Source organism: Mesorhizobium sp. WSM4842, from assembly GCF_055901575.1.
This window is the reverse complement of record NZ_CM148372.1, coordinates 4601570-4622749: the sequence shown is the minus strand read 5'-3', so window position 1 is coordinate 4622749 and position 21180 is coordinate 4601570. Positions and strand designations below refer to the sequence as shown.

The window sequence follows — 21180 nt, the reverse complement described above, 5'->3', positions numbered from 1 at the left end:
ATGAAAGATGCCGGTGAGATATCGTATCGAAACGGCGATTGCCATCCCGATGGGCCGTCACATTCGCATTGCAGAATTCAGGCGGTCGATCATGGTCAAGGCGTGCTGCTTCTTGTCGAGATTGTAGGTGTCGGTCTCAGATATAGCGTTCAAAGCCTCGTGCCAAGTATCCGACAGCGTTTTGGCCCGCGCCAGATCGCCCGCCAGCGCGGCCTGGCTTGCACCGGTCGAGAGCAGGTCGAGCGCACGGCGATTGAAGATATCGAACTGGATGGCCCGGTCGCGCCCGGCGACCGCCTCCGCGAGGCGATAGGCGCCGGCAACATCGCTCTTTCCCGCTGTCGCCAGAGCGTCGAGCGTTTCGGCGATTTCCAGCCCGCCATACTGCGTCAACAGGATTGCGGTGCGCGCGCTGCCCCCTGCCCGCTTGGCCAGTGCTGCGCGCGCCGCGGGATCGTCCGGTGGCGGTGGTTCGACGCTCTCCAGAACCGTCATCAGGCTCTCGGCATCGAGCGGAGTCAGCCGCACCATCTGGCAGCGCGAGCGGATCGTCGGCAGAAGGCTGCCCGGCGCATGGACAATGAGGATGAACAGTGTGCGTGCCGGTGGTTCTTCAAGATTCTTCAACAAAGCGTTGGCAGCATTGGTATTCATGTCGTCGGCCGGATCGACGATCACCACCCGGTAGCTGCCGTCATGCGAGGTCAGCGACAGGAAGCGGCTGACCTTGCGGATCTCGTCGACGGTGACGACCGTCTTAAAACTCTTCGTCTTGTCGTTCGGCGGGCGGGTCAGATGCAGCACCGAGGGATGCGCGCCGGTGGCGATCTGGCGAAACAGCGATGACGCCGGATCGGGAACGGCAAGGACCTCCGGCGCCTGTTCGAACGCCGGATGCTTCAATAGATGATGCGCCAGGTGAAAGGCGAGCGTCGCCTTGCCGATGCCGACCGGTCCGACAAAGATCAGCGCATGCGGCAGCTTCCCGGAGCGATAGGCGGTGGCGAGCATGTTCGCCGCCTGGCCATGCCCGACCAGACGCGGCGTCTCGGATGGCTCCGGGACGCCGTCCAGCGTGTCGTGCTGTTCTGGTGCGATCCGTTCGAAAATCATCCCGGCGCCTCCTTCCTGTGCGCCGGCGTCATCGTCTCCAGGGCCGCGAATACGGCGGCGGTGACGACATTCTCCACCGTGTCGGGGTCGGCGGACGCGTCGACGACGATGCAGCGCTCGGGTTCTGCCGCGGCGATTGCCAGAAAGGCTTCGCGGCGGCGCTGGTGGATATCAAGTGTTTCCTTTTCGAAGCGGTCGGCGCCGGCATCGGTGCCCCGCCGCGCCGTGGCGCGCCGCAGTCCTTCGGCCGGGTCGATATCAAAGATCAGCGTTATGTCGGGCACCATGCCATTGATGGCGACCTTTTCCAGCGCTCCCATAAACGCCGGGTCGAGGCCTCCGGTGACGCCCTGGTAGACGCGCGAGGAGTCCATGAAGCGATCACAAAGCACGATCGAGCCGCGTTCGACCGCCGGCCGGATGACCTGCTCGACATGGTCGGAACGCGCGGCGGCGAAAAGCAGCGCCTCCATCCGGGGGCCGAATGGCTCGGCAGCCCCGGAAAGCAGGACATGCCTGACCGCCTCTGCGCCCGGCGAGCCACCCGGTTCACGCGTGACAAGGACATCGTATTTCTTGGCGCGCATCTTACTGGCCAGCCGCTCGATCTGCGTCGACTTGCCTGCCCCTTCTCCGCCTTCGAAGGTGATGAAAAATCCGTACGCCAAAGCCCTTATCCATGCTGCGGGACCGTAATAGTCCTGACTTGAGAAAAGATCCACGCATGGTGCTAACGCAGCCAGCCGACGGCCAGTTCCTTGGCGGCATCGAGCGCGCGTTGCGGCAGCGTGCCGACGCCAACCGATTCGGCCGCGAAAAGCGGCGTCTCCTGGCTCAGCGTATCACCGATCCAGACCTGCAGCGCACCCACTGGTTGTCCCTCCTCCACGGGAGCTGCAACCGGCCCGTCATAGACGATCTTGGCGGTCAGCTTGTCGCGGTTGGCGATGGGCAGGAAGATGACCACGGGCGCTTTTGCCTTCAGCGCCACACCGGATTTCGCACCGCCGAAAACCTGGGCCTCGCCGACCACCTCGTCCTTGGCGAAAATCTCGGTCTTCTGGAAGGAACGAAGGCCCCAATCGAGCAGCTTTCGCGCTTCCTCGGCGCGCTCGCGGTCACTTGCCAGGCCGCTCATCGCCGCAATGACCCGCCTGCCACTGTGGCTGACCGAGCCGACGACGCCAAACCCGGATGCCTCGCTCCTGCCGATCGCCAGGCCGTCGGCACCGATATCCATCGCCAGCAGCGGGTTGCGGTTCCTCTGGGTGATCTTGTTCCAGGTGAAATCCTTTTGGCCGTAATAGCGATAGAGGTCCGGGTACTCGCGCCAGATATGCAGGGCCAGAAGCGCAAGCTCTCGAACCGTTGTCTGCTGACCGTCGGCCGGCAGACCGGTTGCATTGACGAATGTCGATTTTTCGAGGCCAATCTGCCTTGCGCGCTCGGTCATCTCAGTCGCGAAATTCGCCTCCGATCCCGCAAAACCTTCGGCGATGATGATGCAGCCGTCATTGGCGGCCTGAACCGTCACGCCCTGGATCAGGTCTTCAAGCCGGATCGTTGACTTCAGTTTGGCAAACATTGTCGACGTGCCGGATGGCGCGCCGCCGGTGCGCCATGCGTTCTCACTCACCACGAATGTATCGTTGAGGGTCACGCGGCCCGATTTGATGGCGTTGAACACCACCTCCATCGTCATCAGCTTGGCCAGCGATGCCGGCTGAATCGGCCTGTCGGCATCCTTGGAAAACAGCACCGTTCCGGTTTCGGCATCGATCATGAAGGCCTGCGCGGACTTGGTTTCGAAAAGCTGCGCCGCGGCCGGAGCCAGCGAAAGCAGCACGAGGCCAAAACCCAGGAGCCCGGCGAGAGGCGCGGCGAAGCGAAATTTCATGAGAGGTTCGACCTGTCAGCCGGCATTTCTGGGGCAAGCTCTACAAGCTATCAGGCTTTGTCCCGGCCGATCAACCGCGCGATGGACAACAGGGCAAAACTTCAGGGTTTTGCCGGTCAGTTCCTAACCACGAGCGCGTCTGGCGCGCCATGCGACCATGCCGCCTGCAGCATCTCGTCCAGGCTGGCATGGCCGTCCGGATAGAGATCGACCGAATACCAGTTCTTGCCCTCGAATTCGGAGCGCTGGATTTCGGTCCTGCCGAAGCCGGAAAGCTGGCTCGCCACACGCTGCGCCTCGGCGGCATCATCGAATGAGCCCGCCGCGATATACTCAGCGGGCGACGGAGCCTGCCGCTTCCACGATTGAAGGATTTCGGCAGGCGACATTCCGGCGCTATCCAGCGCGGCAAAGACATTGCGGGCGCGCTGCACGCGTTCGTCCGCGTAAGACAGCGACGCTACGCTGAACGGCGATTGCGCCGGCAGATTGATCTGCGGGCGTTCCGGCACGATCGGCCCGAAATCGGGCAGCGTCACATTGCCGGAGGCCGGCGCCTGCGCCGCAATGACAGGCTGTGCCGATGCGGAATTCGTCAACTGGCCGGGAAATGGAGCGGCGGCGGCCAACGCCGTACTCGGCGATGGTCCATTCATGGCGATCATGACACCGGTGGGCAAGCCGTCCGACGGATCCGGCACCCTGTTGCCTGGATTATAGGAGGCCATCAGGTACCGATCGTCATTGCCGTCAAGCGGCGCCCTGCCGACATATTCGACCTTCACCTTGGCCGTGCCGATATTGGCATAGTCGAGCATTTCGGCGGCGCGCTTCGACACATCGATGATGCGGCCGTCATGGTAAGGGCCGCGATCGTTGACGCGCACGATGACCGAGCTGCCGGTCTTCAGATTGGTGACGCGCGCATAGCTCGGCAGCGGCATTGTCGGATGCGCGCCGGTCAGATGTGTCATGTCGTAGACTTCGCCGTTAGCGGTCAGCCTGCCGTGGAAGGCTTCGCCATACCAGGAGGCGAGACCCATCTTGGCATAGCGCTTGTCTTCCTTCGGATAATACCACTTGCCGCGCACCTGATAGGGCTTGCCGAGCTGGTCGCGTCCGCCGCCACGCTGCAGGCCCGACATCTTGAAGGTGACGCGCGGGCTGGCCTTCACGCCGTATTCGGATTCGGAAAAATATTCCTTGGAGCGGGGTTTCTTGTTGATCATCGCCTTTGGCTGTGGCGGCGCGGCGCAAGCCGCCAGCAAGGCAGCCGACAGGGCAAACAACGCGAAAGCGGAAGCGCGACGAAGACGCGGGCGCGCCGTGCTTTGCATTTTTCGATTGTCCCCTCTCAACAAAGGCACCGCAACTTGACCGTCGGCAGGGCCAAAACCCACTCGACAAATGCCAGCGCCACCTTGATTCGCAATCCCTTGTGCACAGGAATTGTTTATCACCGTATTAACCGATTGTGGTCGGAACCGGGCGAGATTGTGGCGCAAACCGTCCCGGCGATTGTTGTGAAAAACCACCGCTTTTCAATCTTCGTCGCAGCGATGTTCGTCCTGGTTCAGTTCCGCCGTCAAACGCCCATGGCAGGAACAGGCAACGGCTGGTTGACAGGACTTCGTCGGGCGCACTAGAGCAATGAAGCGCGAACGATCTCCGGGTGGCGCAGCAGTGCCGACAGGTATGAGTTGAGATCAGGACGAGCATCCAAGTGATTGAAAAATCACGATGGAGGGATGGCCGAGCGGTTTAAGGCACCGGTCTTGAAATTCGGTGCCAGCCATACCGAGCCATCCCGCAGCGTCCCTGCAAAGCCTTGTCTGTCAAGCATTTGAAGACCAACCAGCGCCGTTCGTGCCGCGTCGTCCCCTCCGACACCGTAGCATTGCGTTGCAAAAAGCGTAGCAGCACGTTCTCAGCATGTTCGCGCGTTGCTTTCCAGGCGTTTCCTGCGAGTATCGGCAGATCCACGCGATGGAAGCGACATAGGGAGTTTTGGCGAACGCCGGAAACACCATCCGATCCAATTGCAATAAGTGTGGGGACCAATCATCGCCTCCATCCAGCAACAGGACATGGCAAGCCGTGCCCGATTGCGGGCCGTCCAGCCCAGCCCTAAGGCGATCAGCAGATTGATCGAGGTATCCTCGAGGAAATCCACGCTGTCGGCGAAAAGCGACACCGAGCCGATGGCCAGCGCCACGGCGAACTCGATGCCAAAATAACTCAGATTGAGGGCCGCCACGACGATAACGGCACGGCGGAGCGACGCATTCAAATCCATGATCCCATTGTTGCGGAGGGCACCTTACTTAAGCGGAACGATCTGACGGAACTTGCCGCCCTTGGATTGCTCCGGTGGCTCGGCGCCGCGCTCCAATGAAACATGCTCGAGACCGTGCTCGGTGTGGCGCGCGGCCCTCAGCAGATAAGGGTTGAGAGGAGGCAGCGTTGAGCCGCGCCGAACACCGCCCAGTACGTCTAGGCGTCGCTAAAGTTAGGGCCCGGCCCGGCGAGATTGTCAGCCACGCGGATTGCGCTCAGTTGCAGCGTCGGGATCTGGCTGCTCAGGTGGTTCCACCTCGGTTTCTTTTCCGGGGTCTTCTCTGTCTTTTTCGAACTGCGTTGCGGATGGCAGAGGATTAAGCCAGCTCTCGCGATGTCCGATCCAAAGTTCATATTCGGGCGTCAGGTCCGTTGGTACTTCGTCGAGGCTGCCGATCATAATCCACTTCGTCGTCGCGGATCGAGGTGACACGTCCGCCGCAAGTCAAACAGAAGCTCCTCTCCGCATATGTGCCGGTGAAGCCCGTCCTTTGTTCATATGCCTCCAGTGGCCACACCGCAAACGCAGAGAAAGTCGACCCGCTGGCCTTGCGACAGTCTGTGCAGTGGCAAATGCCAACCCGGAGCGGATCGCCGGTTACGCGAAACGTCACGCCACGGCAAATGCAGCTGCCGGATCGAAATGGCACATTTTGGTCGGCCACGGGCGTTCTCCTTCCCGCTTCAACGGTAAGGAGCAGCGAAACGTTCCACTTCATCCCAAGCGGGATATGTTGGCGGTTTTGATGGCCTTCACACGCGCAGGCCGCCGCGACCGCGAGGCGCGCCCGTCGTCCTACTTGGCGATACGAGCATGAAGCGCAGCTTTATCAATCTTGTCCTCGAACCTCGAAATCAATGTATATGAATCTGCCTTTATCGCGACTATCAAGGGCATCGATTTGTCGCGATAGAGAGCGTTGGCTTCGTCGATCTTGCCGTCCTCAAGCAGGTCATGCACGTCATTTGCCACCGCGAACAAAGTCTCGACATTAAGGTAGATATCTGAAAACCGTTTCAGTTCGTCCTCAGACATGCTTTTGTTTCTCTGTACTGCTTTCTTTGCATAAATGATTGACAGCTTAAATCGCGCAACGGCTTCGATAAGCTTAAGGTTTTCTATCCTCTTGCTGCCAAAAGTGATTTCTGGGTCACCGCGTCCAGCCGCCATAGGCTGCGAGAAGCGCAAGAGTTTCCAGATACATGACCCCCTCGCCGGCCCTTTCCAGTTTGTATATTTGACTGATCACTTTCTGCTGCTGAGCAATGACTTGGATCGTGTCGTCGGGCGCCGTGGTTTGCGAACTGACTGGGCGTGCAAGTGTGAGAGCCAGCAGTAGGAGTGCGAGGGTTCGAGCAGTCCGTAGAGCGAATGGAGAGAATAAGCGCATTTGCCACCTCCCAACGTTCAACCATCACCCGTCAGCATAATGCAATGACGGGTCATGAATAATAACCCTCGACGTGGGGGAAATGACAATATCAGATTTTTGCTTTTTGTATGGCCCGCGAGCGGCCGGTTTTTCGGCCTCCTTGGCCTCGATCAGCGCCACGATATCGCCAATCTCCCAAAGCTTGCCGGTGACGCCAGCGGCCATCGCGGGGGTCATGCGAAGCGAAGCATGAATGCGGACAAAATTGTAGTACATGAAGTGGAGGCCAACCGCGTTGGCGTGCGCCTCGACCTTTTTTGAATCCCCCGCTCATCGTGCCGATGTTGCGGAGGCGCGCATGAGCGCGGCCCTACTGCCAGTCCGTGAGCGCGTTGGCTTCAGCCAGCCTGGCCAGCGCTTGCTCGACTTTCTGCGCCGAGGCGTCCGTGCGCTTGATGTGCCGCATCATTTGCTGCCTTAGCAGCACGAGCCTTGCGGCGCGATAAACGTCCCCGTATCTCGCAGTTTCAAGGTGGAGGGTCGCGAGCCTCATGGGCGACGATTCCGATTATCTAGCAGTAGAATTCGCGGAGCCGCCTTTCGTTCCGACGTCCGACCTACGCTGTCGCAAATGGGCACGCGGCATGACCAGGGGCGGGAGGGCAACAATCTCAGGCGCCGCGCAAGCGGACACCGCTGGGGCCAACACCTGCGCAATTCGTCTAGAAAAGAGTTCGCGACCCCGGAAAAAAGCGCCGCATTTCGTGCGGCCGCGGCCTGGATTGAAACGGCCCTTGCCTGCTTCGCCGAGGCCGGAAGCGGTGTTCCTCGCAGAGCACCAGACCGCGCATGACGCGCCACGATCGCCGTCTGTCGACATGGTGGCCGCCGTGCTCGATCGCGAGTTGTGGCGCTGCTGGCCGGAAGGGCGCGCGGAATGAGGTCGAGCGTTGTCCGTCTCCCTGCCAAAACTGCGCCTGAAACAGGCGAGCGCGTTCGGCCGCTCTACATCCCACGGGCCGAGGCCATCACGGTTCAAAGGGCGGTGGATCTGTTCAAGCACGACTACAGGCCCGGATCACCGCTTCATGACTCAAAGGCCGGCGTTTCGCCGGCCTTTTTCGTCCAATGCCATCCACGGCCCGATTGGCGGCCGGCCCTCGCGTCGGATTCTGATCACTTCGGCTCGCGAGCCTTTACATTCGCATGGTCGTTAGCTGCTTCCGTGTCCGTGGCCGGGGTCTGTGTATCATGACCGGTGAACGGGCTGCCCTGCCCGGGCGCAAGATCGCCGTTGTGGCCAGCCTTGTTGGTCTGGAAGGGTTGGCTATCCGGACTGAGACCATGCTGAAGGGCATCGAACAGATGGTCGTCTGCCTTGGCAACGCCAGCAAAGGCAAGGAGCGATGCGCATGTGACGGCAAGGATAAGTGCGTGCGTTTTCATCTCTGGACTCCTTTGAGTGGCCAGAACGAGCCGCAGCCATTCTGGCGGCTTCAACGAAGGGATGTCTCGAAATATCCCTTTTGCCTCACCCGCCGTCTATGAGGAGATAACGTTCCTCCCGCCCGATTTATTCCGGCTGAAAAAGCGTCCGATTTTGGGATCCCTGGCTGCGGCAAGAACGCAGGATGGGGCTTTGCCAAGCCGCGGCAGCCATCGCACTGGTTCTGTTTCGAGCACCGCGCCGACGGCGAACAATTTCTATGAAGAGGCGTGGATGATCAGACCGCCAAGGCGACCAACGGTCATGCTAATTAATCAACTGTGTGGCTATTCTGACACAGCAATTTTCAACATTTGAGTTACAACCCATACGAGAGTGGTTTGACCGAGGGGCGAATTTATGCGGATTTTTTCAGGAATTTTCTTGGCTGCGGCCATGAGCGTAACCGGGGCCTATGCAGCAGATGTGGTAGAACCGGTGGCCTCCATGGATCTCCCATATTCATGGACAGGCTTCTATGTCGGCGCAAACGCGGGCGGGGCCTTCGGGGATGTTGACGGCGACTTCATCGGTGTTCTCGGAAACGCCGACATCAGCAATTTCACCGGCGGTGTCCTGGTGGGTGCGAACTATCAGTACGGGCAATGGGTCTTTGGTATTGAAGGCGATATCAACTACCTCGGCTTCGAGGAAGAATTCTCGCCAGGCCTCGGCGGCGGGCTTAGCGCTGAAGCAAGCTTGGATGCTTTCGGGACGATCCGTGGCCGTGTCGGCTATGCCTTTGATCGCTGGCTACCGTACTTCACCGCAGGCGTCGCGATGGGCGAAGTGAAGATTGATGAGCACGTCTTTGCAGCGAGCGAGAGCAAGTTCCAGACAGGCTATGCGGTCGGCGGCGGCCTTGAGTATGCGTTCAATAGCAATTGGACTGCTCGCGCAGAATATCTCTACGTCGATCTTGGCAAGGAAGATTTTGGTTTTTCGCCGGGGACGCCTTATGACGTGGAGACGAACTTCAGCGTCGTTCGCGCCGCCATTGCCTATAAATTCTGACAAGGGCAAGAATCGCATAGCAGTATGCTAACTGGGGCTGATGGTTCAGCCTACCAAGAGCTGACGGCCTAGCCGTCGTCAGCCGATTCCTCCCAAAAATCCTGCAACGACGCGTGCCGAAGGTCGTCCTCGCCTCGAAGGTGCTTCACACGAGCTTTGATTCCCGGCTTGACCCACTGCGTTGCCGGCCGCTTTGGCATGCCCTTGGGCGGTGGCCCGGCATGTTCCTGGACCCGCTTCCAAAGCCGCTCGCGCATCTCGCGGTTGACGCTGACGAAGGCGCTGCCAACATATTTGCGGGTCCCCGGCTCGGCCATCAGGGCAAACGCCGGCTTGCCCCGCTCTCGTTCGACGCCAAGAAGCTCGAACGCGCTTTCGGTGAAGGACTTGGTTTTCAGCCAATTGGTGGTCGGGCCGTTGCGATATTTGCCGTCTCGACGCTTCGATACCATCCCTTCCAGGCCGGCCCCGTCGATCAGATGATAGATCGCATTAGCCTCGCCCGGCATCGTCTCGCTGAACTGGATGCGGCTGTCAGACCCTATAAGGCCGGCCAGGATTTCCCGCCTGTCCTCCAGCACCATGTCGCGCAAGTCGTGGCCGTTGAGATGCAGCAGATCGAATGCGACGAAATAGAGGTCGTGCTGGCGCCTGGTGATTGCCTTGCGCAGCGCGGCAAAGTCCGAAAGGCCAGCCTCATTCAGAACGACGACTTCGCCGTCGATGATGGGATTCTCGACGTCCAGCGTTCGCGCCGCCGCAGCTAGGTCGCGGTATTTGGAGGTCCAGTCGAGTCCGCGGCGGGTGAAAATCCGAGCGCCGCCGGCGTCGATGATGATCTGGGAGCGGTAGCCGTCGAATTTGGCTTCATGCATCCAGTCATCGCCTTGGGGCGGCTTGGCGACCAAGATGGGCATCATCGGAGGAATAAATTCTAGCCGGCGGTCGGCACTCACTCGTTTAGGCACCAAATTGACTCTAGGCTCATCCGATTTGACAGCCAGGGGAACGGCACGTGACCATTTTACTAAATTAGCAATGTTGCATGTAGAGCTTATGGTAGAACCAGCTGGCGACCGCCCCCCGCAAGATACCCCCGCCGGTTAGGCCCGGCGGCTTCTCGTGATCCTTGAGGGGCTGTCGGGCCGCTCGAACTTAATGAGTGGAGCGTAGCAACCCCTCCTCCTCGGCAGCGGCCTCGAACGCCTTTCTTACATCGTCGGGCGTGCGCTCGCCTTTAATGAGAGCGACGCAGGCCTCGATGGCCTCCTTCCACTTAGGTCCCCGCTTGGTCCACTTCATGAGTTCCGCCGCGGCGCCCTCGACATTGGTACATACGTAGGTGAACCCAGGTCGGTCGGTTCCGATGTAGACCGGAGGGTGAAACCAATGGATGCCCATGAGGGTGCCGCCGCCATTTTCGCCTGAGTTAAGAACGGTTGGATCGCCAGCCATGGACTACCTCTCCTACCTCTGAATTATCATTGGCCGGCAAACGGGGCGGGCAGCACTCGGTTCCGCCGCTGGGCTATGGTCGACAAGCGGTAAGACTGAAGTCCCTGCGTCATGGACATAGGGCTGAGGGCCGGCAACCAAGACATTACCATTGCATTGGTATTGGGCCGCCGAGCAAAGTCCCTTCATCGGTGGTTCACCGGGTGCCCGCGGTTTGCCCCCCGAACAGCGGGCACCCGAAATCACGGAGAGAACTGTGACCCTTATCCAAAGCAGACAGAACGTCGATGAGGTCGCAGGGCGACCCGCAAACGACAATCAAACCCCTAGCCCAACGGATTTCTCGGTGGTTGATCTCGTTTCGTCGAGCGACGATGAGGTTGCTGCCCTTGTCAGGCGAACAGAGAACCTGGCCCTTGCCGTTATTATAGTAATGGCGATCTTCCTGATCTTTGCACCGGTGGTCTTCATTGCTCTGAGGTATGGGATCTAGGATGAGATCTGAGATGTCCCGATTAGCGCCAGTAACTCCCAATTTTGCGCGCTAATTCGGTTCTAGCGGCCGGCTTACATTAGCCAGAGTGAACGGAACGTGGTTCCGCGGCTCCCGGCGGGGTCGTGGCCAAGTGCGCGTGCTTCTGGAAGACAGCAATCTTGTCGGGGTAGGTAATCCGAATCTCGCGTCCGCATCCCTCACACTTGTAATGGGAAACGACCTGAAACCAGCTGCCGTTCTTGATGACGGCGAAGTCGCATTGCGGGCATTGGAAAGTCAGGCCAACAGAGAAGAGACTGGGGGAGAGGGACATTGCAACGTTTCGCTTTCTGAAGAGCTAAAGCCAGTTTGGCTAGTCCAGCGGCTCGACGACGAAGGATGCGGCAATCAAATCGTCGGCATCGATTCTGCCCTTGCCGTCCTCCATGACGGCTGCGACCTTTTGAAAGGTCTTCAGTTCACTTTCGGTAATCCGGGCGCCGCGCATCCTCTCATTGAGGTCGGCCACGCGCATTCGAAGCGCCTGGGACGCTTCAATCTCACGGTTCGACATGGTGATCACATTCCTCCCTTGCTGACTTCCCGCCGCATCTTTCGGCACGGCGGGCTGTGCTCCCAGTCGCTTTGGTCAGTCGATAATTTTGATGATCTTACGTGTGCCCGGATCAACGACAACGGTCCTGTTGTCGACGACTACGTAGCGGTATTCGGTGTCGGGGACTTCATGAAGCTCGACCGTCTCGGGCAAGGTTGAGCCGATATTGAGTTCTACTCCAGGGATTTTCACCGAGGCGAGCGGCTGTTTCTTCACATATTCCCTGATGACCGTCTCCTGTTCAGGCGCGATGACAACGTCCTGAGCGGTAGCGGCGCCAATACCTGCCAGCAGCAGAAATCCCGCGGCGAAAGTTGAAAGACGCATTCTCATAATTGCCTCCTTGCGTGAGTTCTGTTGCGCTGCACGACATCGTCTTCGCGCCAGCCCCACCCAACCTCGGGCGGCCGCAAACGTTCCTTGATTGGGCTTCGGTCTTCTCAAAGATAGGACCTAAGTCTGACCTTGCTGGCAAAGGACGAGGGCCGAGTGCAGCCCGGAACCGCGACTGCCGGTCACTCGTTGCACCGGAGGAGACCATGGAGAATAGTGTCCACCAAGCTCGCTGGTTACTCGCTCCGGTCTTTGCCGTCTCCGTCGCATTCCGGGCGATAGGGATCATCGTTAGCTAGGGGCCGCCCGATTTGAGATCTGCGCAGCTAAGTCCCTTCCTGCGCTGATAAGGGGATCACCCGCCATTCCTCGATTTGGCGGGTGGTCCGCAGAAAAGAACGGCTGACCAAGTCCGCCAACTGTTGAAGGCTGAACCGGTAGCCGGTCCTTAGCGCCCAAGGGCAGTTTGGAAGACGAGACAAGCTCGTCCTCGTCCGTAATACCAGCCGAATAGTTTGCAATGAGTCGGGATGCGAGCGCTTCGGGCCGCTGTTCGGATTGCCCCTCGATCTTGAGCCGGTCGAACACGCGACCCAGCAAGGCGACATCGGACGGATTGAAGACGCCAGCTTCTTTAGCTTTCCGATAAATCGGCATGTGACCCTCCGGATGGACTTGCGGAGCTAACCTGACTTAGCGAATTGCACAACGCAAAAAAGCCCGCCGCACCTTTCGGCACGGCGGGCGAGACGCGTCAGTCGTTCACCAGGCACGGGGTGCGGGCGGGGGGTGGTGTGCCCGGTGCGCAGAATCCTACGCGCGCCGTCGGCCGCACGTCTACCAACCGGCGGTTGGCCCGGTTGCTTGTTTGACAGACACGCTTATGCTGCTCAAAGCGCCGATTGGGCCTTTTGCCGAGCGGCTGTTGTGCGGGAGGGACGCGGTGGGCCAGCAGGAGCAGTGGCAGCTGGAAGGCAGCGCCGCGGAACTCTACGAGCGCTACCTGGTCCCGGCAATCACAGCCCTGTGGGCTGCCGACCTCGTGGATCGTGCCGCGCCTCTATCTGGTGAGCGGGTTCTGGACGTAGCTTGCGGCACCGGCGTGGTGGCACGCTCGGCGGCCGAGCGTATGGGAAGTGGGCAGGTCGTCGGCCTCGACATCAACACGGGCATGCTTGCCGTTGCTCGATCACTCCCGAGAGGCGCTGGACCGCGTATCGACTGGCACAAGGGAAGCGCGCTCGAAATGCCGTTCCCTGACTCCACCTTCGATCTGGTTCTTTGCCAGCTCGGGCTGCAGTTTTTCCCGGACCGGTCGAGTGCGCTACGTGAGATGTTCCGGGTGCTGGTGCCTGACGGCCGACTGGCCTTAAGCGTTTTCAGCGCTATTGAGCGCACTCCTGCGGCAAAGGCGCTGGTGGACGCCTTGGATCGACACCTCGGTCCAGGCGCTTCGGCAACGAAACGGTCCGAGCATTCACTTGCCGATGCGGACGAGCTCTACCGATTGGTGGCCGGGGCGGGATTTCGTCAGGTGACCATCCACACGACGACACAGAACATCCGATTCCCCTCGTCAAAGGAATATGTGCGATTACAGCTGGCAGCGACTCCGCAGGCTGGGCTGGTCAGCGGAATGGATGCCGGACAGCGGGACGCAGTCATCGCAGCGATCATGAGTGATGTAAGTTCCTCGCTGGCAATCTATTCAACTGGAGGAGAGCTGATGGTCCCCCAAGAGGCTCACGTCGTGCTCGCACGCAAATAGCGCAGCTGACTCTGCGGCATCCGGTGTTCAACAGCGTCCACGCAAAGTGAGCCTAATTAGAGGAGGAGCGTAGCAAACCCTCCTCCTTGGCAGCAACCTCGAAGGCCTTCCTTACGTCGTCGGCTGTGCCCTCGCCTTCAATGCAGGCCTTAACCTCACTTGGGTCCCCGCTTGGTCCACTTCATGAGTTCCGCAGCGGCCCCCTCGACGTTGTTGCAGCCGTAGGTGAGCCCAGGTCGGTCCGTCTCGATGTAGACCGGAGGGTGATACCAGTGGAGAGCCATGATACCTCCTACTCGGGCGAGAGATACATCTCCGCCTCCTTAGCGGCAGCCACGAAAGCCTTTCGGATCACATGAGGGTCGATCGGATCGCCCTCCAGTGCTGACAGGCAGAGGGTCCACGCCTTGTGCCAGCGAGGCCCTCTCCGGGTCCACCTCTTGAGCTGCTCAAGAGCTGCCCTCGTATTGTTGCAGCCGTGCCTGACACCGTCCGTTTCACTCTTCACGAACACCGGAGGGACGAACCAAAGAGTTGCCATGGCACCTCCTACTCAGGCGAGAGATACACGCTCGCCTCCCTGGCAGCCGCCTCAAAGAAGCGCTGGCGCCGTCGAATGCCGGATCAGATCGATTTGAGGTACTCGATCAGATCACTCTTTTCCTGATCGGTCAGATCAAGGCGAAGATGGCCGTCATAATGCTTGACAACATCATTGAGGGTGGCGAACCGGCCGTCGTGGTAAAATCCGCCCTTGTGGATCTTTTCCACGTCCCACAAGGCCCGCAAGGACGCCGTCCTGTAGCGCTCGTCTGGGGACCGCATCGCCTGGAAGTCGTCAATCCCTATCTCGTCGGCCGTATGCAGGTTCCAGCCCGGTTCCGTGAAGAGCGGCGGCACGTGGCAAGTGCCGCATTTGGCCTTGTCGTTGAAGAGAACCTCTCCTTTCTCCGCAGCGGCGCTGTCAAAGGCGCCCTTTGGCGGTTTCGGTGTCGGCAGCGAGAGCTGATAGAAATGGAGCGCCGGCAACTTGGCTGTAATCCGGTCCTGCTTGTCCTGTTTGTGGCCCTGCTTCGTTCGTGCTGCGACCGGATACTTCTCGGCGTCATCAAGGCGCGGATCGTAAAACACGCCTTTCCCGTGCATCTCGAGATTGCCGACATACGCGTTCCAGTAGCTCACCGTGCCCCAGGCTCCGGTCCATGTGTGATTGTTTACACCGGCCAATCCGAACGCCGGCGGATTGAGCGTGGCGGCCGTCTTGCCGTCCGGCCGGAATGCTTTGCCATCGAGGTTCAGTTCGGCATCGAACTTCCCGGGACCCCACGCCTCAACCGCCTTCTTCACCTCCGCTTCGGATATCTGCAGCATCTCGGTGAACGCCGTGAGATCAGGTGCGAGGGCAACGATCGCCCCGATATTGAGGTCACGGTTGGGCCAGCCGTCCAGCCGGTGCCCGATCCCGGGTGCGTAGGTGTCGTCGACGGTTGAATGGCACACCGCGCATTGGATGCCCACCGAAGTCAGCGTCTTTCCGTCCTCAGCGAAGAACCCGGTCACCCCGACAACGGCATTGGCTTTCAGCAGAACAAGCGTGCTCGCGGGATCCGCGAGGTCGACCGCGCCCTTGTTGAGACCTTGAGGCCGAGTTCGAGGGCTTTCTCCGGGCTCAGGCCGGGTCCCATGCCGCCCAGCTTCTCACCTGCGATTGCCTCGTGGAGTTTCAGTTTGCCGCCCCAGAAATCCTCGCTGCCGAAGGTGTCGAAGCGGAATGTCTCGCGGCCTTCCTCGAGATATCGCTTGGCCTGCTCGGCGGCAGCGTTGTCGAAATCCTTCCCGCTTGTTTTTCCTTTCGCGCTCATTTGAGCCGCGGCGGGGATCAAGCTTGAAGATAGAAGAAGAGCGAAAATTGTTGCTGTACCGTTGAAACGCAAGGGCATGTCACGTCCCTCCCAAAGATGATTGCCAATCGGCGGTCATCTCGGGTTCGCGGGTTCTGGCCGCGCGAAACGGAATGCAGCCGAATGAATATAAACGTTGCAGGCGATCAAAAAATTCCGTCACCCGGACCGCTGGGCGTCTCCAGTAACGGTTGGGATGAATCCAGACCATCCGATACCGCGCCCCAGAGTGCGCGGTCTTGTCCCGCAGAACGCGACGTCGACCCTGGCGACGAACCAGGAGCATATGAGAGCCATCTACCTGATTGCAGGTTCTTGGGCTCGCCGAGCACATTGACGGGATCTTCTACCCCGCAGAGATGGGCTGCCGAAAACCCGAAGGGCATTTCTTCCAGAAGATCGGCCTGCGCATGGGCCGCGTTCCGAACGAAATCTTGCTCGTTGAAGACACTCTTGCGAACGTCGCCGCGGCAGAAAATGCGGGCTGGAAAGCTGCTCACTGGACGGGCGAGTCGTCTCTCCCGGCTATTCTGGCCGGCTTCTCCGAGCATTCTGCGCCATCATCCCCTGTCGATTCGGCTGTTCCAGTTGGGGCCGTAAGCAGGTCGGAAGCTTTCGAGCATCCAGTTGGCAAAAGCAGCCATTCAGCTAACGACCCAATCTCGGTCGTATAGGGTGTCATAAACGTCCAAAAACCCTCAATCCGACTACTTCGGCTGGCACGCAGACAGCCCGCTTCTGCACTCAGCGCCACCGACAGGAAACCTTTTGCACGAGTTGACCGTTGTGGCCACAAGACAGAGGAGAAGGTTGAATGGCATCCGTCCGATACATCGTTGCGGACGTTAACGAGGCGGTCGCGTTCTATCGAGACAATCTCGCTTTCAAGATCGACAAGCACAATCCGGGCAAGTTCGCCGCGCTGCTGCGCGACGACTTGACGCTGTATCTCAGCGCCCCCGGTGCGGGGAGCGGTGGTCAGGCGGGCGGCGATCCGAAGCCGGGCGGGTGGAACCGATTTATGATCGTTACGAACGAGATCGATGTCCTCATTGAGCGGTTGCGCCGGGCTGATGCAAGATTCCGCGGCGAAATCAGCGACGGCGGTGCCGGACGCGCCATCTTGCTCGAAGACCCGTCGGGCAACGTCATCGAGCTATTCGAGTTCAAGAAGGACTGAGAGCCTGACGTAAAGCTGATCGCGGCTGTTGGTTTTGATACGTCTGCTTTGGTCATGTGTCGCGTTCCGCCACCGACGGCAGATTTTTGGCCGGTATGCGCGCTGGCGAACAGACAATCATTAGAGATCTTGTCGGCGCCTTCGAGCCTCTCATTCAAGTCACAAAGAATGAGGCTGCCGTAAGTTCAACCCGTGCGAACTCCGTCAGCGCTGGTGGGATCGATCCTCGTCAACCGCGATCTGACGGGGTGCGGTACAAAGAACCGAAGTCAGGCAGAGCGCGAACAGTGGCACTTTCAGCCAGCACCGTTGCAGAGCTGAAAGCGCATCGAGCCCGGCAAGCCGAGGAACAACTGCGGCTTGGACTGCGGCCGGACGGTGACAGCTTCGTAATTGCCCAAGTCGACGGCTCGCCATTGCAGCCAAGGTCGCTTACGCATGAGTGGGTGCGCGTCTTGGGAAAGACCGCCCTGCCTCGCATCCGCTTTCACGACCTTCGGCACACCCACGCCACGCAGATGCTATCGGCCGGCGTTCATCCAAAGGTCGCCAGCGAACGCCTTGGGCACTCGACTATCGGAATCACGCTCGACCTTTATTCGCATGTTATGCCCGGCATGCAGGCCGACGCTGCCGAGCAAGTTGACGCTGCGCTCCAGGCCGCTATAAGCAGCGAGCGAAAAGCCAAATAGTTGCAAAGCGCGTAGCAAAGGGCATTTTCAGACCCGTTGCTTGTTGGAGATAGCGCAATGAAAACAACTACTTGGAGGGATGGCCGAGCGGTTTAAGGCACCGGTCTTGAAAACCGGCGTGGGTGCAAGCCCACCGTGGGTTCGAATCCCACTCCCTCCGCCAGATATTAAGCTATGTGTCTGATTTAAGTTACCTTTTCCATTTTTATCAAGGCTAGTTTCCTAACTCCGTTCCTAACGTCCACAAACGATGAAGGCCCAAATCAACGCCGCTAACAACCGTGCTTGGCCTTTGATGGTCCGCATTGTCGCAATTTGCGCTGCACCGCCACTGATCATTCGGCCCTCTGAATGACCGCCTGTCTTTTGCGGGAGAGCTTGAAAGCGCCGCCGACCGATCGCAGCTATGTCGCGGGGCGGAACTGCAGATCATCCTGCGCCGCACGCATTGATGCTCAGAAACGTTGCCGGCGTGCCGCTGGAGCCCGCGACGGAGGACGCTCTAAACTCCATCGCGGCCGAAATGAAAATTGGCCGGTCGGACCTCATTCAGATCGTGCCGCGCGAGTGGCTGGAAACCAACGCCTATCTGCCAGTCCGAACGAACGATTGATGAGGAAAGCGAGACGGCAGCGCGTAGGCTGGGACGCGACCTCTATGCAGAAGACCCGCCGCTACATTTGCGAAGCGACGGGCCTCCGCCCCGTTTCCCCCATACCTGACCAAGCAACTGCCGTGCCAGACTTATTGACCCATTGCGGGGCACCTTATGGCTTCTGCGCAGCGGAATTACCGACACGTACTTCGTTCGCATGTTTCGATTGCATTAGCTTTAATTCACGTATTCACCAGCCACGTGAGCACGCCCCCCGAAGGCTCGCTGGTCAGGCCCAGCGGCCTCCCCCCGCAACAAAGCCGCTGGGCCGCCCCCGCTCCGCTAGTCTAGACTAGAACTTCCCTTTGAACCGATCTCCATCCATGGGGCTGGGCAGCTACATCATAGGCGAATGAATCCTATAAGCGGTAGATGATCGGAGGCGACCCGCGAAAGCGGCGTGTCATGGGCTTCGACGGTTGAGATCATTCCGTGTCGATTTGCCATGATCCGGTCGAGCGACAGCAGCGGCAGACTCGATGGAAAGGTGGGGACCGCCGGCGGCGCGGGACCGAAAGTCGTGTGCAGCGTGTTCAGCGCGGAACGGTTTCCGAGTCGCCATTCGTTCAAATCGCCGAGCAGCAGTGTTGGTTTTTCGTCCGGTCTGTTCATGATTTCGAGCACGACACGGGCCTGTTCGGAGCGCGATCGGCGCAGCAAGCCGAGATGGGCTGCGATAATGCGCAGAGTTCGTTTCTCGTCCAGATCGATTTCGGCAACCAGGGCTCCGCGCGGCTCCAGCCCCGGGAGCTTTATCTGATGGACATTGCGAACGATGCCCCGTTTGAAAAGCAGAACGTTGCCGTGCCAGCCGTGCCCTTTGCCGTTTCCGGACACCGGCACCGGCACCAGGCCTGTTTCCAATTCGAGACGCAGCAGATCCAGAAGGCCGGCACGATCTCCAAAGCGATTGTCCGCTTCCTGCAACGCAATGACATCCGGGGCGATTTCCCGGATGACGCGACCGATTCGTTCGGGATCGAACTTTCTGTCGACGCCCACGCATTTGTGAACGTTGTAAGATGCGACCAGAGTCCCCGCGGGGCGTGTCCCTTCGGACGGCGCAGCCTTCGCCTTCTGCTTTTTTCTGTCGCGAATGGATTTGAGCACACTTGCAGGAAAGCTATGTCCAGTTCTTTGCATGAGTCTGCTGCTCGTCCTCACTACCTTCAAGACTTAGCTTTGTCTCACTCAAATAGGATCTGCAATCGCTGCTTCCCTGCCCTGACGAGATGCGGCGCTTAAAAGGAGCGATGGCTGCGTCACCCGAATTCCCCCCGGCAGAACGAGAAAGCCTCTAAAGGTAGGGCGATCCCAGCCACAACACTCGGTCAAACAGGCGGACGATAAATGGCCGGGCTCTCAAGGTTTCGATCGTTACAGACGCGGCGGAGGCGATTGCCGATCCGATCCGCGCTTCAATCTCCGCGGCAAAGCCTGCATCAAGAACCTCTATATCAATCTCAAAATTCAGCCGCAGGGACCGGGCATCAAGATTGGAGGATCCTATATAAGCCCAAACTCCATCGACCGACAGCAGCTTCGAATGATCGAACGAGCCCTCCGTGCGCCATACGCGGCAATAGTGCTTCAGGACCTGATCGAATTGCGCCGTCATCGCCCGGTCGACGAGGAAGAGATTGTTCACCGCCGGTACCACGATGTCGATCTCGACGCCTCGCCTGGCCGCGGTCGTCAGCGCGCTGATCAGTTCCCGATCCGGCAGGAAATAGGGCGACATGATGCGGATCGATTTGCGGGCGACGGAAAATGCCCCGATCAGCAAGTTGTGGTTCGTTTCGATGCTGGCATCCGGCCCGGATGCAACCGCCCGCGCCAGCATCGGATGACCGGGAGCTGCGGGAAGCGTGGCCACTTGCCAGGTGTCGCCTTTCAGGAGCTCGCCGCTCACGAAGCGCCAATCTTCGGCGGCAACCGAAAAAAGGTCGGCTACGACCGGCCCGGTGACCTGAAAATGCGTGTCCCTCGCGCTGGAGGAGCCGGCGAACTCGGCTGAGAATCCCTTTCGGATGTTCATCCCTCCGGTGAACGCAATCGTGCCATCGACGACCAGGATCTTCCGGTGTGTTCTGAGGTTGGCGTAGGGAAGACGCAGGCCCATGACAATGTTGCCGTTGAAGAGGTCTGCTGTGATTCCTGCCTCTCGCAGACGCCCAAGAATGCTGGGGACGGAGTAACGCGCCCCGACGGCATCGATCAGCACGCGAACGCTGACACCCCGCTGGACGGCTCCGGCGAGAGATTCCACGAAAAGCCGCCCGACATCGTCATTGTCGAAGATGTAGGTCTCGAGAAGGATAGCGCGTTGAGCGCCATCAATCGCTCGGCACATTGCGGCATAGGCCTCGTCACCTGTCTCCAATATCGCAATCGCGTTTGCCGAGGTCAGGGCACGCCGGGCCACCCTGTCGCCCAATGTCTTCAGGCCGGTGAAGCGTTGGCCGTACCGCTCGGCAATCAATTCCTCGGCGGCAATGTTGCGCTCATGTTTTGCGGAAGCCGCCTCGCTGGAAAGGGGCCGCATGGCGCTGATCGTTGCACGACGGATGCGGTTTATGCCGGCAACGGCGTAGATGATCGCGCCAAGGAATGGCGACAGGAACATCACGCCAACCCAACCTGTGGCGGCGCGGACGTCTTCCTTCGTCATTATGGCGTGGACAATGCCGATGGCCGCCATCACCAGCGGAATGATCGCGAGGATCTGGGGCCAATGAGTCATTAAGGTCTGCAACATCGCCAGGACTATCCAGCGAGCGGTTGCAGAACGCAATGCAGCTCATGCCCGGCGTTGATTAGCACCTCTTTGACCAAGTTTTGGCCGCAGTCACCCAATTCGTAATGCAGAGCACCGCAAGCCTCCA

General features: G+C 59.6%; 29 protein-coding genes, 1 tRNA gene and 2 pseudogenes. 10 read left to right on the top strand and 22 right to left on the bottom strand.

Annotation, left to right across the window (positions count from 1 at the left end; genetic code table 11):
* Positions 1 to 57: 57 nt before the first annotated feature.
* From AC0NIE_RS22400 to AC0NIE_RS22385, 4 genes are all read right to left on the bottom strand, one after another.
* Complete coding sequence (locus AC0NIE_RS22400; RefSeq protein ID WP_473487477.1) at positions 58 to 1113, bottom strand: DNA polymerase III subunit delta'; 1056 nt, start codon at positions 1111 to 1113, stop codon at positions 58 to 60.
* Positions 1110 to 1781, bottom strand: coding sequence for a dTMP kinase (gene tmk / locus AC0NIE_RS22395; protein ID WP_473487478.1), 672 nt, complete (start codon positions 1779 to 1781; stop codon positions 1110 to 1112). The genes AC0NIE_RS22400 and tmk overlap by 4 nt, the downstream gene beginning before the upstream one ends.
* A gap of 62 nt (positions 1782 to 1843) precedes the next feature.
* A complete protein-coding gene (locus AC0NIE_RS22390; RefSeq protein ID WP_473487479.1) occupies positions 1844 to 3010 on the bottom strand; it encodes a D-alanyl-D-alanine carboxypeptidase family protein in 1167 nt (388 codons plus the stop codon).
* 116 nt (positions 3011 to 3126) lie between these two features.
* The gene (locus AC0NIE_RS22385; protein WP_473487480.1) at positions 3127 to 4347 is read right to left on the bottom strand and encodes a septal ring lytic transglycosylase RlpA family protein; all 1221 of its coding nucleotides are present in this window, start codon (positions 4345 to 4347) and stop codon (positions 3127 to 3129) included.
* A 36-nt stretch (positions 4348 to 4383) separates the two neighbouring features.
* Here AC0NIE_RS22385 and AC0NIE_RS22380 point away from each other — a divergent pair, with 36 nt between their 5' ends.
* Positions 4384 to 4656 carry a hypothetical protein gene (locus tag AC0NIE_RS22380; protein WP_473487481.1) on the top strand — a complete coding sequence of 91 codons (273 nt, stop codon included), beginning with the start codon at positions 4384 to 4386 and terminating at the stop codon, positions 4654 to 4656.
* A 445-nt stretch (positions 4657 to 5101) separates the two neighbouring features.
* On the opposite strand, the pseudogene AC0NIE_RS22375 reads toward AC0NIE_RS22380, so the two are convergent.
* The 6 genes and pseudogenes from AC0NIE_RS22375 to AC0NIE_RS22350 all read right to left on the bottom strand — a co-directional run.
* Positions 5102 to 5306 (bottom strand): annotated as a pseudogene (locus tag AC0NIE_RS22375) (cation efflux transmembrane domain-containing protein); the annotation flags it as partial.
* A gap of 237 nt (positions 5307 to 5543) precedes the next feature.
* Entirely contained in the window at positions 5544 to 5747 is a 204-nt protein-coding gene (locus AC0NIE_RS22370; protein WP_473487493.1) for a hypothetical protein, read from the bottom strand.
* Complete coding sequence (locus AC0NIE_RS22365) at positions 5698 to 6066, bottom strand: GFA family protein (RefSeq protein ID WP_473487482.1); 369 nt, start codon at positions 6064 to 6066, stop codon at positions 5698 to 5700. Before AC0NIE_RS22365 ends, AC0NIE_RS22370 begins: the two co-directional genes overlap by 50 nt.
* A gap of 77 nt (positions 6067 to 6143) precedes the next feature.
* Positions 6144 to 6536, bottom strand: coding sequence for a hypothetical protein (locus tag AC0NIE_RS22360; RefSeq protein WP_473487483.1), 393 nt, complete (start codon positions 6534 to 6536; stop codon positions 6144 to 6146).
* 226 nt (positions 6537 to 6762) lie between these two features.
* A pseudogene (locus AC0NIE_RS22355) lies at positions 6763 to 7041 on the bottom strand (hypothetical protein); the annotation flags it as partial.
* 49 nt (positions 7042 to 7090) lie between these two features.
* Positions 7091 to 7273 carry a hypothetical protein gene (locus AC0NIE_RS22350; RefSeq protein WP_473487484.1) on the bottom strand — a complete coding sequence of 61 codons (183 nt, stop codon included), beginning with the start codon at positions 7271 to 7273 and terminating at the stop codon, positions 7091 to 7093.
* A gap of 241 nt (positions 7274 to 7514) precedes the next feature.
* Between AC0NIE_RS22350 and AC0NIE_RS22345 the strand changes: the two genes are divergently transcribed.
* Positions 7515 to 7661, top strand: coding sequence for a hypothetical protein (locus AC0NIE_RS22345; RefSeq protein WP_473487485.1), 147 nt, complete (start codon positions 7515 to 7517; stop codon positions 7659 to 7661).
* Between the two features lie 235 nt (positions 7662 to 7896).
* Here the strand turns inward: AC0NIE_RS22345 and AC0NIE_RS22340 are convergent, their stop codons facing one another.
* Positions 7897 to 8166, bottom strand: coding sequence for a hypothetical protein (locus AC0NIE_RS22340; RefSeq protein WP_473487486.1), 270 nt, complete (start codon positions 8164 to 8166; stop codon positions 7897 to 7899).
* A gap of 16 nt (positions 8167 to 8182) precedes the next feature.
* Here AC0NIE_RS22340 and AC0NIE_RS22335 point away from each other — a divergent pair, with 16 nt between their 5' ends.
* Positions 8183 to 8524 carry a hypothetical protein gene (locus tag AC0NIE_RS22335; RefSeq protein ID WP_473487487.1) on the top strand — a complete coding sequence of 114 codons (342 nt, stop codon included), beginning with the start codon at positions 8183 to 8185 and terminating at the stop codon, positions 8522 to 8524.
* Positions 8525 to 8566: 42 nt separating this feature from the next.
* Complete coding sequence (locus AC0NIE_RS22330) at positions 8567 to 9220, top strand: outer membrane protein (RefSeq protein WP_473487488.1); 654 nt, start codon at positions 8567 to 8569, stop codon at positions 9218 to 9220.
* 68 nt (positions 9221 to 9288) lie between these two features.
* On the opposite strand, the gene AC0NIE_RS22325 is transcribed toward AC0NIE_RS22330, so the two are convergent.
* The 5 genes from AC0NIE_RS22325 to AC0NIE_RS22305 all read right to left on the bottom strand — a co-directional run bounded on the left by AC0NIE_RS22325 (position 9289) and on the right by AC0NIE_RS22305 (position 12756).
* Positions 9289 to 10140 (bottom strand): ATP-dependent DNA ligase, encoded by an 852-nt coding sequence (locus AC0NIE_RS22325; RefSeq protein WP_474044063.1) that lies wholly within the window; start codon positions 10138 to 10140, stop codon positions 9289 to 9291.
* Between the two features lie 235 nt (positions 10141 to 10375).
* Complete coding sequence (locus tag AC0NIE_RS22320) at positions 10376 to 10675, bottom strand: DUF982 domain-containing protein (protein ID WP_473487305.1); 300 nt, start codon at positions 10673 to 10675, stop codon at positions 10376 to 10378.
* An 848-nt stretch (positions 10676 to 11523) separates the two neighbouring features.
* Complete coding sequence (locus AC0NIE_RS22315; protein WP_473487403.1) at positions 11524 to 11724, bottom strand: hypothetical protein; 201 nt, start codon at positions 11722 to 11724, stop codon at positions 11524 to 11526.
* Between the two features lie 75 nt (positions 11725 to 11799).
* Complete coding sequence (locus AC0NIE_RS22310; RefSeq protein WP_473487306.1) at positions 11800 to 12099, bottom strand: DUF1236 domain-containing protein; 300 nt, start codon at positions 12097 to 12099, stop codon at positions 11800 to 11802.
* Between the two features lie 291 nt (positions 12100 to 12390).
* The gene (locus AC0NIE_RS22305) at positions 12391 to 12756 is read right to left on the bottom strand and encodes a hypothetical protein (RefSeq protein WP_473487307.1); all 366 of its coding nucleotides are present in this window, start codon (positions 12754 to 12756) and stop codon (positions 12391 to 12393) included.
* 226 nt (positions 12757 to 12982) lie between these two features.
* On the opposite strand from AC0NIE_RS22305, the gene AC0NIE_RS22300 reads away from it, so the two are divergent.
* The gene (locus AC0NIE_RS22300) at positions 12983 to 13867 is read left to right on the top strand and encodes a class I SAM-dependent methyltransferase (RefSeq protein WP_473487308.1); all 885 of its coding nucleotides are present in this window, start codon (positions 12983 to 12985) and stop codon (positions 13865 to 13867) included.
* A 155-nt stretch (positions 13868 to 14022) separates the two neighbouring features.
* Here AC0NIE_RS22300 and AC0NIE_RS22295 read toward each other — a convergent pair whose 3' ends face one another.
* The 4 genes from AC0NIE_RS22295 to AC0NIE_RS22280 form a co-directional block, all read right to left on the bottom strand.
* The gene (locus AC0NIE_RS22295; RefSeq protein ID WP_473487309.1) at positions 14023 to 14151 is read right to left on the bottom strand and encodes a hypothetical protein; all 129 of its coding nucleotides are present in this window, start codon (positions 14149 to 14151) and stop codon (positions 14023 to 14025) included.
* Positions 14152 to 14159: 8 nt separating this feature from the next.
* A complete protein-coding gene (locus AC0NIE_RS22290) occupies positions 14160 to 14408 on the bottom strand; it encodes a DUF982 domain-containing protein (protein ID WP_473487310.1) in 249 nt (82 codons plus the stop codon).
* Positions 14409 to 14491: 83 nt separating this feature from the next.
* A complete protein-coding gene (locus tag AC0NIE_RS22285) occupies positions 14492 to 15427 on the bottom strand; it encodes a hypothetical protein (RefSeq protein WP_473487311.1) in 936 nt (311 codons plus the stop codon).
* 20 nt (positions 15428 to 15447) lie between these two features.
* Positions 15448 to 15807, bottom strand: a complete 360-nt coding sequence (locus AC0NIE_RS22280; RefSeq protein WP_474044060.1) for a hypothetical protein — start codon at positions 15805 to 15807, stop codon at positions 15448 to 15450.
* A 266-nt stretch (positions 15808 to 16073) separates the two neighbouring features.
* Here AC0NIE_RS22280 and AC0NIE_RS22275 point away from each other — a divergent pair, with 266 nt between their 5' ends.
* The 5 genes from AC0NIE_RS22275 to AC0NIE_RS22255 all read left to right on the top strand — a co-directional run bounded on the left by AC0NIE_RS22275 (position 16074) and on the right by AC0NIE_RS22255 (position 18253).
* Entirely contained in the window at positions 16074 to 16442 is a 369-nt protein-coding gene (locus AC0NIE_RS22275) for an HAD family hydrolase (protein WP_473487313.1), read from the top strand.
* Between the two features lie 140 nt (positions 16443 to 16582).
* Positions 16583 to 16948, top strand: coding sequence for a VOC family protein (locus AC0NIE_RS22270; protein ID WP_473487314.1), 366 nt, complete (start codon positions 16583 to 16585; stop codon positions 16946 to 16948).
* 95 nt (positions 16949 to 17043) lie between these two features.
* Positions 17044 to 17640 (top strand): tyrosine-type recombinase/integrase, encoded by a 597-nt coding sequence (locus AC0NIE_RS22265; RefSeq protein ID WP_473487404.1) that lies wholly within the window; start codon positions 17044 to 17046, stop codon positions 17638 to 17640.
* Between the two features lie 73 nt (positions 17641 to 17713).
* Positions 17714 to 17803, top strand: a tRNA-Ser gene (locus tag AC0NIE_RS22260).
* A 288-nt stretch (positions 17804 to 18091) separates the two neighbouring features.
* Entirely contained in the window at positions 18092 to 18253 is a 162-nt protein-coding gene (locus AC0NIE_RS22255) for a hypothetical protein (protein WP_473487315.1), read from the top strand.
* 384 nt (positions 18254 to 18637) lie between these two features.
* On the opposite strand, the gene AC0NIE_RS22250 is transcribed toward AC0NIE_RS22255, so the two are convergent.
* Both AC0NIE_RS22250 and AC0NIE_RS22245 read right to left on the bottom strand, forming a co-directional pair.
* Positions 18638 to 19438 (bottom strand): endonuclease/exonuclease/phosphatase family protein, encoded by an 801-nt coding sequence (locus AC0NIE_RS22250; RefSeq protein ID WP_473487316.1) that lies wholly within the window; start codon positions 19436 to 19438, stop codon positions 18638 to 18640.
* Between the two features lie 154 nt (positions 19439 to 19592).
* Positions 19593 to 21053: a phospholipase D-like domain-containing protein gene (locus AC0NIE_RS22245; protein WP_473487317.1), complete on the bottom strand. Its 1461-nt coding sequence runs from the start codon at positions 21051 to 21053 to the stop codon at positions 19593 to 19595.
* Positions 21054 to 21180: the final 127 nt, after the last annotated feature.